The sequence below is a fragment of the Phragmitibacter flavus genome (assembly GCF_005780165.1).
GTDB lineage: Bacteria > Verrucomicrobiota > Verrucomicrobiia > Verrucomicrobiales > Verrucomicrobiaceae > Phragmitibacter > Phragmitibacter flavus.
In genome coordinates this window covers 248,065-259,599 of sequence record NZ_VAUV01000002.1, presented here as the reverse complement: position 1 = coordinate 259,599, position 11,535 = coordinate 248,065, and the positions used below count along the sequence as shown (strand labels likewise).

Genomic DNA, 11,535 nt, shown 5'->3' with positions numbered 1-11,535 from the left:
GCCCCGAAACGCCCATTCATCGAGTCAGCGGAATCCTGCGCAGCAGCAACACCGTATCCGTTGAAAGTCTCTGAATCACCGCGTCTCCCATTGCAGGCAGCTTTCCGTTCACCCGTTGAATGTTAAAAATCGGACGCTGCACATTCACCGTCAACTTGGGTGACTTTTCATACCTTTCGTCACCTGCAAAAGGCCAGTCCACTTTGACATTCGGGAAAACATCCGTCACAACTTTCGGTGCCTCTTCATCGCGAAAGATCGACCAATCCTCCCCAGAGATCGTAATCTCTAATCCCACCAGCCGATGCCATAAACCCATCACCGTTGCGAGTTTCGTCTGTTCAGGCATTTTCTCAGGTGCTGAAAAAACCAACTCCTCATCCTGCGACCCAGTCTGTTGGTAGTCACGACCATTGAGAAAGTAATAATCCATCCCTGTTTTCAGCGTTCCATCACCCCCGGCAAATGTGGCCGAGTCGATCACCTCACATACCCCCGCACCAAGCATCTCCAACCATCGCGCCGCGTCCAACGATTCGCTATCTCCTTTCAAAACCATCGCCTGCACCATCCCCCGCTCTTTGATTGGATGTTTTCCCACGGGAGTAACCACCGCCGTCTCCCACTTTTTATGCACATCTAACTTCGACACATACCATCTCAATTTACCAACCATCCCCTCTTTCATCGCCGCTTTCGAAGTTTGCGTGACCGCAATCAGTTTCGCTACACCCGGGCACAAAGCAGCCGACAACGCCATCTCATGACTAGCTAACTCAGGTTGTTTAAAGCCCGAATTGCCAGCGTGAAAATTCTTCAACTGCGACAACCACACTCCCCACTGGTTCCAACCCCGGAGCCGCGTGGAACGAACCATCACAGTCTCCAACCACTCACCCCCTCCCGTGGGATCATATACCCGCCTAAACCTAGTTGCCTGATCCCCCACCGACTCCAAACCCACACTCCTTGATCTAAACAAAATCCCTTTTGCATGAGGGTGAGCCAACACCCCATACCCTCCAAAAAACACCAACGGCTTCGCCAACATCAGATTCCCTTCTTCATCAAGTCGCTCATTGCTTAACAGCCCTACCACCTCAGCCGAACCATCATCTACCGCTGCCAGCAATTCGTTACCGAAAGCGACAGCATCCAATGATCTTACCCTCAACAACTTATCCCCCCAATCCAACGGTGTTTCAATGATCCAGGTCGTCAACCCACGCGACCGCCTGGGATCCTCAAGCGCCAGCCTAACTTTCTCATCCTCGGTTTTGATCGGCCCATCATTCACCAACCTTACAAAGGTCGCATGCACACGTCCGTCCTTCAATCCCGCACTTGCCATCACCACCTCGCCTAAGTCCAAATCCAAGTCGGTCTTGAACGCCTCACTCCCGTTCTCCTGATACGGGTCCGCATCAGCCTCCGGCACTTCAACCCCCCACGGGTCATCATCGCCTCTTTCCATCGAACTCTTCCACCACTTCCAAACCGCCGGTGCCGCCGGTCTCCCCGCCTCAACATAAACCTTCCACCTCCTCGAGCGCGCTTCCCCTTTAATGTCAGGAGTCTGCCTCACCACCGCCCTGAGATGATGTTTCATCGAAAACTGCATCGTCTCACAAGGCACCACCCGGAACTCTCGCGAATTGCCACTCGGTTCAAATCCTCCCACGTCCTCCCAGGTAACCTTGCTGTCCACCCGGCACTCCTCATTCAATCCCAACGTCACCGCAGAACACGCCAGCAACTCCGCTTGTTTGCCCTCCAACCACCGCTTCAAAGCCCCCTCATCGCCTCCAGTCCCCTTCCGATTGGCCATCCATTTCGAAAAACTCTGCGGCTCAACCGCCAGCGTCCAACATTGCATCCTCAATCCCGAATCCGACCTGACCTCCGGCACCGGTGCCTGATCTGCCTCAGCACCAACCACCTTTCCAAAAGCAAAAAGCACCATCTCATTCTCAACCTCAAACACCTTGCGCTCAGCCAATTCTTTTAACTGCTCATTCGTCGGTTGAGGCGCAATAAGATCTCTCCCATCCACATCCATCTGAGCCCCCATAAGGAACACTCGGTTAAGCGCCACCTTTCCCCAAGCCTTCAATTCCCACGGTCTAAAGATTGCCTTAAACACACTCATGTTAGGCAGCGGCCAACTCTTGCATTCCCGTTCCAGCAAACCCCGGTTGATGTGCAGATGGATATTCAAATCAACCAATTGCGTCACCTCATCAATTTCAAAACCCACCTCGCCCCAAGTCGCGCGATCGCCTTCCCCCATCATGTTCAGCAACTCGGCCATGTCAGGCCGCTTCGACTTGCCAACTTCACTCTCGATAAAGTTATCCCAATAACGCGCCACATGAATCAACGACAAATAACGATGTTCAACCCTGCCCATCCCGCCCCACTCCCCCTTCAGACTTCTCACCTCATCTGTCCAGGAACTAACCCTCTCCAACTTCCCCCCATCCTTCAACTTCACCAGCTTCTCCTCCCAACTCGCCCCACCAACATCTTCCAACAACAATCTGCCTGCATCCGCCCTCGACATTCTCAGCAACGTTGTATTCAACCGCCATTCGCCCTTACCCACAGGCTCCTCTTCCTCCCCCACCAGGCCTGTCAACGGATCCCTCTCCAGTTGTTGCTGCCCAACAACCATCCCCGCAGCCAGCACCCATCCAGCAATCAAAAAAGCAAACCTATTCATAAGATCTAAAAGGAAACCCAACATTAAAATTTCACCGCTCAACTCTCAGCCGCCTCACCAAAATCACTTCACTCTCCGACAACCGTTTCACCACCGTCTCACCCAACGCTGGAACCTCGCCCTCTGCCCGCTGGATCGTAAAAATCGGACGCTGCACATTCACCGTCACCTTCGGCATCGTCTTCCAATCAACCCTTTCATCCACCGGCCATTCCGACCTCACCTCGGTAAAAACATCCGTCACCACCTCCGGCGCTTTGCCATCCCGCTCCACCGACCACTTCCCATCCATCATCTTCCACTGAAACCCCACCACCCGGTTCAATAAATCCACCTGACTCGCGAACTTCGTCCCTTCCGGCATCTTCGCTGGCCCATCAAAAACTTCCTCTCTACTCAAGTTTCTCTCCCCCACTCGACCATTAGGAAAATAATAATCCGCTCCCGTCGAAGCCGCTCCCGTTTTTCCCGCAGTCATCACCTCATCCACCACCTCACACTCCTTCTTCGCCAGCGCCTCCAACCATGCCCCCGCATCCTCGCCCCCAACCTTCCCCTTCAATACCAGTGCCTGCACCATCCTCGGCTCTTCATTCATTCCAGCCACCACACGATCAACAGAATTCACCTTCGACTCCGCATCCAGCCTGGCCACATACCAGCGCATTTTTGCAGTGGCCACATCCACTCCCACCGTTGAAGTCCGCATCACCGCAACCAACTGGGCAACACCCGGCATCAACTTCGCCGTCGCCCCCACCTCATTGATCGGAAACACCGGATGCTTAAAACCCGAATTCTGCGCGTTCGCCCCCTTCACCGTTGCCACCCACATTCCCCACTGCTGCCACTTCGGCTCGCCCAGCGAGAGGAACGAAAACCCCTGTCCACTCCCCCACTTTTCATCGTCACCCAACCAACGGGTGACCGAACGATCCCCAATCAAATTCCTACCCACTTGGGAAGTGTTAAAAAAGATCCCCCCTGGATGAACCGCTGTATTGACCATGTTCTCAAAAAAGATCACCGGCTTTCCCAGATACGAATGAAGCGACATCCGCTCCTGCCGCCACTGGTCATGACTCAACAACCCCTTTAGTTCCGCCTTTCCTTGATTCACCGCCTTCAAAAGCTCCTCCCCCAATCTGCCCGGGTCCACCCCACCATCCTTCACCATCCCATTCCTCCAATCCAGCGGTGTCTCAATCACCCACGTCATCAACCGATTCATCTCCGGCAAAACCGGAGCCGCCACCTTCTCCACCGTATCCTCAACAACCCTCACGAATGTCGCATGCACCGTCCCCTCTTTTAGCCCCGCATAAATCATCGCCACATCGCCCCTCATCACGGTGAATGAAGTTTCAAACGACTCATCACCGCCAGGATAACTATCGTCATCCTTTTCAACATCCGCCAGAGACATCTCCACCGCTCCAGGCTCACTCTCATCCCGTTCCATCGCACTCTTCCACTTCGTCCAACGAGCAGGTGCCGCAGGCCGGGACACCAAAACATTCCCACTATAAAGCCCGCCCTTATCCCTATCGGCCCGCTCACCCGCCACCGGCCGAAACGAATCCTCTGCCTTATCTGCGGGAACCCGATGCATCTCCCACTTCACCAGATGCTTCACCACATGATAAGCATAATCATCCGCCTGCGCGCGGAAATCCTGAACCGTCCCCCCCGGCACAAAACTTCTCACATCCTCCCATCGAAGTTTTCCCGATAGCCTTGACTCTTCCCCCGACTCCGTCAGCGCCGACGAACAAGCCAGCATCTCCACACCCTCGCCCTGTTCCGCTGCAGCCAGCCACTTCGCCAACACCGCCTCATCCTTCCCAAATCCCTTCCGCTCAACCATCCAGGGCAAAAACTCCCCCGGCGCTACCGCCAACGTCCACGTTTGCATCCTCAACCCCGAAGCCGGCCTCGCCTTGCTCTCACCCCGCTTTGCACTACTCACTTTCCCAAATGCCAGCAACACATGATCATGCCTTTCCCCCATCACCTCAGGTGCCACCCCTTTCTTCACCAACCCTCCGACTTCCGCCTCCATCTGAGCTCCCAAAAAAAAGACGCGGTTCACCTCCACCCGACCTTTCGTCACCAACTCCCAAGGTTGAAAAATCGGCCTAAACAAACCCATCCCCGGCAGCGGCCAGGTCTTCACTTCACGCTTCACATTCGGACCCGGATCATAAAACAACTCTACCTTCAGGTCCACCACCCCCAACTCCTCATTCAAAGTAAAATCCGCCTCCAGAAGCCCCCCCACATCCGCCTCCGATGTCTCATTGACCAACCTCTCCAAATCAGGCACAGGCAGCCCACGCTCTTTCGCCCCTTGCCAACCTTCCCAAAAATCCGCCGCCGCCATCTGATTCACATATCGATATTTCTCCGTTCTCCCCGCCTTCCACTTACCCTGGGAAACATATCCATCAGCCTTCCACCAATTTACCCACTCGATCTTCCCAACCTCCTTCAACTTTACCAATCTCTCCTCCCAATCCGTTCCACCTACATCCTCCAACAACAACCGCGCCGCATCCGCCTTCGCCATCCGCAATAGCGTCACATTCAATCTCAACTCCCCTTTTTTCAGCGGCTCCTTTTCCTCCCCCACCAAACCCACCAACGGATCACTCTCTGCCTGTGCCCATGCCGTCACTATCATCCCAACCCCCAACAAAACCCCTGCAATAATCATTTTCCAGCGATTCATCCCGCCACACTAACAACCCGTCATCAAGCCCACCAGAATAATTTCATCTCACACAAACTGGCCTCACCCACTCCCGGGAATCCAAGGACGAGGACGATCCCACCGGCCCCTTCCGCCTTCCGCCTTCCGCCTTCCGCCTTCCGCCTTCCGCCTTCCGCCTTCCGCCTTCCGACTTCCGACTTCCGACTTCCGACTTCCGACTTCCGACTTCCGACTTCCGACTGCCCACTGCCCACTGCCCACTGCCCACTGCCCACTTCCCGTTTGCCTCCTCCCCCACCCCGTCCTACCATCGAACCATGTTTGGCAGCAATGGCAAAAGCAACAACGTCGGGATCATTGGACTTGGCATCATCGGCAGCCGCGTCGCGGAACGTCTTCGCAAGGCAAAACACCAGGTCTTCGTCTGGAACCGCACCGTCAAACCCGAGCCGAACTTCCTCGCCTCGCCTCGTGAAATTGCCGAAGTGGCCAACTTCATCCAGATTTTCGTTCGCGATGACGACGCCCTGAAGTCCATCATGGCCGAACTCGCCCCGGTTCTCGACGTCCAGCACACCGTCCTCGTCCATTCCACCGTGAGTCCCGATGCCATGAAAGCAGCCGCCGCCATCGCCATCAAAGAAGGTGCCGGCTTCCTTGATGCCCCCTTCACCGGCAGCAAGATGGCCGCTGAAAACGGCGAACTCGTTTATTATATTGGCGGCGAAGACATCGTTCTCGAAAAATGCCGCAAGATCCTCGAAGTCAGCAGCAAAAAGATCCTCCACTTCGGCACCAACCCCGGCGACGCCACCGTTCTTAAAATCGCCACCAACCTCATCAGCGCCTCCGTCGTTGAAGCCCTCGCCGAAGCCCTCGCCATCACCAAAGCCCACGGCGTCAGCCCCGAGCAACTTCTCGAAGCCCTGATTCCCAACGCCAACTGCTCCCCCGTCATCACCATGAAGCTCCCGGCCATGATCTCCGGCAACTTCGATCCCCATTTTTCCCTCGCCAACATGCTCAAAGACGCCCGCTACGCCCAGGATCTCGCCCGCGACAAAAGCCTCCGCACCCCCGTCCTCGACGCCACCGCCCTCGCCATGAGCCAGGCCTCGAAAAACGGCCACGACCAGCTCGACTTCTCCGTCGTCGCCAAAAACTTCGACTCCCCATAATCGGTCCTCATTCTTTATCCTTTAGCCCTTATCCTTTATCCTTTCGAAATGCCCCTCATCGACCTCTCCGATCGCGCCAAGTTTCTTCTCACCGGAGAAGACCGCGTCCGTTATCTCAACGGTCAGGTCACCAACGACGTCCGCAAAGCCACCGCCGACCGAACCCAACACGCCTGCGTGACCAATCTCAAAGGCCGCATCGAAGGCGACCTGCGCATTCACATCTCCCAATCCGGCGCTGAAGGACTCTGGCTCGACACCGAATCCGGCCTGCGCGAATCCCTCGCCATCCGACTCGAACGTTACATCATCGCCGACGACGCCGAACTCCAGGACGTCACCGACGACTGGCAGCTCTTCCACATCTTCGGCCCCGACGCCGAACCCTTCATGGCAAAAGCCGGAACCGAAGGCATCCTCCTTTCCGACCGCTTCGGCATTCCCGGCGTCGACCTCTGGCTTGCCAAAAACGCCCCCACCCCCGAATTCTCAGGTCCCAAACTCACTCCCGAACAGGCAAACCAGCTACGCATCCAGCGCGGCATCCCCCGCTGGCCGGAGGAACTCAATCCCGACGCCTTCCCCCAGGAAGCCGGGCTCGAAACCACCGCCATGGACTTTCACAAAGGCTGCTACATCGGCCAGGAAATTCTCTCCCGCATCAAAACCACCGGCAAGATGCCCAACCGGCTGTTCCATTTCAGCGTCCCCAAAAGCGGGCTCACCCTTCCAGAATCTCCTTCGACCTGGCAGCTCGCCCAATCCCAGCCGGACGGCTCCCACAAAAACATCGGAGTCATCACCAGCATCGCACAACATCCTGTGCTTGACCAGTTCGTCGCCCTTGCGTATGTGCGACAGGCGTGGGACGGCGTGCATTCACTATTGCTTGTCACCGATCCCGCGTCTAAAATCGAAATTCCGATTCAAGTCGAACCACTTCCTCCTCAATGAACCGCACCTTAGCGCGCCTCAGCAGCACCTTCCTTGGACTTTTGTTGCTCAACTCCTGCGAATCCACCAGCGGAGGTGCCGGCGCAGGCGGCGGTGGTGGTGCCAGCGGCGAAACCATCAGAAATCCCACGGTCTCAGACATGGAGCGCATCGACGGCCAGATGGGCCTTCAGCCACGTCAGGTCCGGCCGCGCATGACGCCTTACGATGCCGGCAGCGAACCTGCCAGCTATAGCCCGGCTCCCGCGCCTGCGGCTGCCGCTCCTCCCATGCTCGCCCCCGAACCCGAACCGCTCCAGGACACCTCCTCTCCTCCACCACAGCCCGCCGTCGATCCAGCCACCCTTCAAAAACTGCGCTGATCTGCCCGATTTCTGCTTTCATTCGTCCCCTTTTCCATTCTCATTCTCCCAACCTTAAGAAAGAACGCCACCGATCCTCCCATGACTCTGATGCGCACCAGCCACCGCCTCGCCATTCTGGCAGCAGCCGTCCTCCCCGCCCTCCTTCAGGCCCAAACCCAGGCCCAAACGACGACGACCACGACGACCTCCACCTCAACAGCCACTCCCTCGCCGTTGAAACCCGCCACCGCGCCCACCATCACCCCGGAACAGCGCGCTGCACTTGAAGAAATTCACAAGCTGTCCGTGATGACCGTCAAGTTCGCTGGCGACACCCATCAGATCATCATCAAACTTGAGCCCGAAAAAGCTCCGGGCACCGTCGCCAACTTCATTCAAAACGTCGACAAAGGCACCTACAAAGGCCTCGCCTTCCACCGCACCATCGCCGACTACCTTGTGCAGACCGGCGATCCTGCCAGCCGCAGCAATGACAATCGCGACTCCTGGGGCCTTTCCGAGGAATACACCATCCCCGGTGAATTCAAAATCCCGCACACCACCGGCTCCGTCGCCATGGCGCGCCGCAGCGACAAGGTCAATCCCGACCGCAAATCCAACGGCACCCAGTTCTATTTCGCCGTCGGCGACATGTCCTCCCTCAACGGTCAATACAGTGTCTTCGGCGATGTCGTGGTCGGCCTTGATGTCCTGAAAAAAATCTCCCGCTCCATCCGCGACAGCAATGACGCCCCCATCGAGCGCATCGAAATCGTCGACATCAAAGTCGTCGACCATAAAGGTCCTGTGGTGAAACTCACCAACACCGGCGATGGCCCAAAACGCCGCGGCACCTCCAAGCCCGACGCCCTCAAAGGTCCGTTTGAGAAATTCCTCGATCGCGTCTGGTAAGCCCTCCCCTTCAACCTTTCGTGGCCCACAGATGAACCCCCTGTAAGCCACCCTTTCTTCCAAAAGTCACCGGACAACAATCCGGTGACTTTTTTTCTCGCCAACACGCCCTTAGTTCGCTTTCATCATTATCCAAGAGCATGAGTCAAACCCGCTACGAAGTCCTTGGCAAAATCGCAGAAGGCGGGCTGGGCACCGTCTACAAAGCCTACGACCGCAATCTTCGCCGTGAAGTTGCCCTCAAACGCGTCCGCGCCTCCAGCCCCGAAGAAGCCGACCAGCAGGCCGAACAGCTCTTCACCGAGGCGCGCACCCTCTCCACCCTCCAGCATCCCCACATCGTCACCATCTTCGATGTCGGTCGCGACGAGGAGGGTGCCTACATCGTCATGGAACTGCTCAAGGGGGAGACCCTTGAAGACATCATCGAGCGCGGTGCCCTCAATCAAAACGACTTCCACGATCTCGCCATGCAGTCGCTGGAAGGCATGATCTCCGCCCACAACACCGGGCTCATCCATCTCGACATCAAACCCCAAAACTTCATGGTCATCTGGCTGCCCAGCGGCAAGTTCCAGATCAAGATTCTCGACTTCGGCCTCTCTCAAATCTCCCACCAACCCCTCATCCAGGAAACCGACGAAGACGGCTCCATCATGGGCAGCATCTTCTTCATGGCCCCCGAGCAGTTCGAACGCTCCCCGGTCGACATCCGCACCGACCTTTACTCCCTCGGCTGCGTTTATTATTTCGCCCTCACCCAGAACTATCCTTTCCAAGGAGAAACCGCGCCCGAGGTGATGTCCAGTCACCTCTATCACAGCTTCATTCCCCTCGCCCAACTCCGCCCCGACCTCCCGAAATTCATTCCGCAATGGGTCGAGTGGCTGATGAGCCGCGACCCCGACCATCGTCCTGCCAACGTCAGCCATGCCTTTGAAATCTTTTCCGAAGGCAAGTTCCCCCCCGCGATCAGCGCTGCTCCCCTGCCCGATTTCATCCCCGCACCCAACTTCGTCGCCACCGACTCCGTCCCCAGCATTTTCCCGACTCCCAGCGGTGGCAGCACCAGTCAGATGCTTCGTCCCGGCGCACCACGTCGCCCCAAACCCACCGCCACCCAGGCACTCGGCAGCAAAAAAATGCCGAAACCCGTCGCCAAGCCGGTCAACATCGCCGCCGCTTCCGCGCCCAAACACCTTCAGCAAAACAAAAAGTCCCTGCCAAAATGGCTCACCCACGGCGTTCCCGCCGGACTCGCAGCCATCCTCATTCTGTTCTTCGCCACCAAGTTCATCCTTTCCTCCCAGGCCCGCTCCCGATTCGACACCCTCGCCAGCATGGATCAACCCATCGGCACCGCCAAGGACCTCCCCCTTCTTTTCCGCTTGCTCGAAGACCCCGCCACTAGCGAAACCGCCGGCAAGGTGCTCGGCAAACTCCAAAACGTCGACGCATCCAACCCCCAAATCATTGACCAGCTCGGCAAAACCCAATCTCCCGAAGCCTCACTCCATCTCACCTCGGCCATTGCCCAACGCGACCTCCGTGATGCTGTTCCCGCCCTGATCAACCAGCTCAAAACCAGCACCCATCCTGCCACCCGACTCGCCACTTGGAGCGCCCTTGCCCGCTTCGCCACCTTCGAACAACTCCCCGATCTTCTCAACCAGCTCACCAGTGAAGAACCTGAAGAACTGCGCGCCGCCGAAAACGCCATCGTTCGCGCCGCACGCACCCAGACCGAACTCGGCCAGCGTTCCCAACCGCTCCTTCAAACTCTTCGTGCCAACACGCTGAAACCTGACCAGCAGTCCGCGGTGATTCGCGCCCTCGGTCAACTCGGCAGCAACGACGCGCTTCCCGACCTGCTCAACGCCCTCAAAGCCGCCGACCCCAAACTTCGCACCGCTGCCGCCATCGGCCTCGGCAACTGGCCCACCTCTGTCCCCATCCTCAACCTCCTCGACTTCATCCGCGAAGAGAAAAACCCTTTCATCCGCGGCAACGCCTTCTCCAGCATCGGCAATCTCGCCCCCCTCTCCGGCAACCTTCCCCAGGAAGAAATCGCCCAGGCCCTCATTACCGCTCACGCAGCCACCAAGGACAACCGCGAACAAACCTCCATCCTGGATGCCCTCAGCCGCGTTGTCAGTCCCAGCAGCCAGGAGTTTTTCAGAAAACTTGCCGTCGAAGCTCCACGCCGACGCGGAGTTGCTGATCGCGCCCTAAAACTCCTCGCCGCCGCCCAGGCCAAAGCCACCGTCATCGCGCCCGCCTCCACCGCTACCATCCTTCCGCCCGACAAGGCCGAACTTACCCCCGGACCACTCATCCTCAAAACCGGCGTCATCATCAACTGGTTCGGCAACAGCGATCTCGTCAACTGGCTCATCAAACTCGAAAGCCCCGGCACCTACGAAGTCCAGCTCAGCCAGGCCTCCGACTCCCGACAGCCCGGACGTTACCTGCTCACCTTCGGCACCGAGCGCTTCAGCAAAACCGTCGAAATGACCGGCAGCGGATCTGCCTTCAAAACCGTCACCGTCGGCAGCGCCAAGTTCGACAAACCCGGCTACTACCGCCTGTGGATTCGCCCCCAACAAATCCCTAAAGGCCAGATCCTCATGCACCTCAAAGGAGCAGCCATAACCCGGACGGGGGATTGATTGTGATCGGGATCGTGCCGGAACGGCTGAACCCATTCCTCAT

Annotated in this window: 7 protein-coding genes; 5 read left to right on the top strand and 2 right to left on the bottom strand. The window is 57.4% G+C overall.

Annotated elements, in window-relative coordinates; translation table 11 throughout:
- Positions 1-16: 16 nt before the first annotated feature.
- Both FEM03_RS03105 and FEM03_RS03100 read right to left on the bottom strand, forming a co-directional pair.
- Complete coding sequence (locus FEM03_RS03105; RefSeq protein ID WP_138084715.1) at positions 17-2,722, bottom strand: hypothetical protein; 2,706 nt, start codon at positions 2,720-2,722, stop codon at positions 17-19.
- Positions 2,723-2,753: 31 nt separating this feature from the next.
- Entirely contained in the window at positions 2,754-5,453 is a 2,700-nt protein-coding gene (locus FEM03_RS03100; protein WP_138084714.1) for a hypothetical protein, read from the bottom strand.
- Positions 5,454-5,752: 299 nt separating this feature from the next.
- Here FEM03_RS03100 and FEM03_RS03090 point away from each other — a divergent pair, with 299 nt between their 5' ends.
- The 5 genes from FEM03_RS03090 (at position 5,753) to FEM03_RS03070 (ending at position 11,492) form a co-directional block, all read left to right on the top strand.
- A complete protein-coding gene (locus FEM03_RS03090; protein WP_138084712.1) occupies positions 5,753-6,613 on the top strand; it encodes an NAD(P)-dependent oxidoreductase in 861 nt (286 codons plus the stop codon).
- 48 nt (positions 6,614-6,661) lie between these two features.
- Entirely contained in the window at positions 6,662-7,567 is a 906-nt protein-coding gene (gene ygfZ / locus FEM03_RS03085) for a CAF17-like 4Fe-4S cluster assembly/insertion protein YgfZ (protein WP_138084711.1), read from the top strand.
- Entirely contained in the window at positions 7,564-7,929 is a 366-nt protein-coding gene (locus FEM03_RS03080) for a hypothetical protein (protein WP_138084710.1), read from the top strand. Before ygfZ ends, FEM03_RS03080 begins: the two co-directional genes overlap by 4 nt.
- A gap of 90 nt (positions 7,930-8,019) precedes the next feature.
- Positions 8,020-8,823, top strand: coding sequence for a peptidylprolyl isomerase (locus FEM03_RS03075; RefSeq protein ID WP_166442586.1), 804 nt, complete (start codon positions 8,020-8,022; stop codon positions 8,821-8,823).
- Positions 8,824-8,963: 140 nt separating this feature from the next.
- Entirely contained in the window at positions 8,964-11,492 is a 2,529-nt protein-coding gene (locus FEM03_RS03070) for a protein kinase domain-containing protein (RefSeq protein WP_138084708.1), read from the top strand.
- Positions 11,493-11,535: the final 43 nt, after the last annotated feature.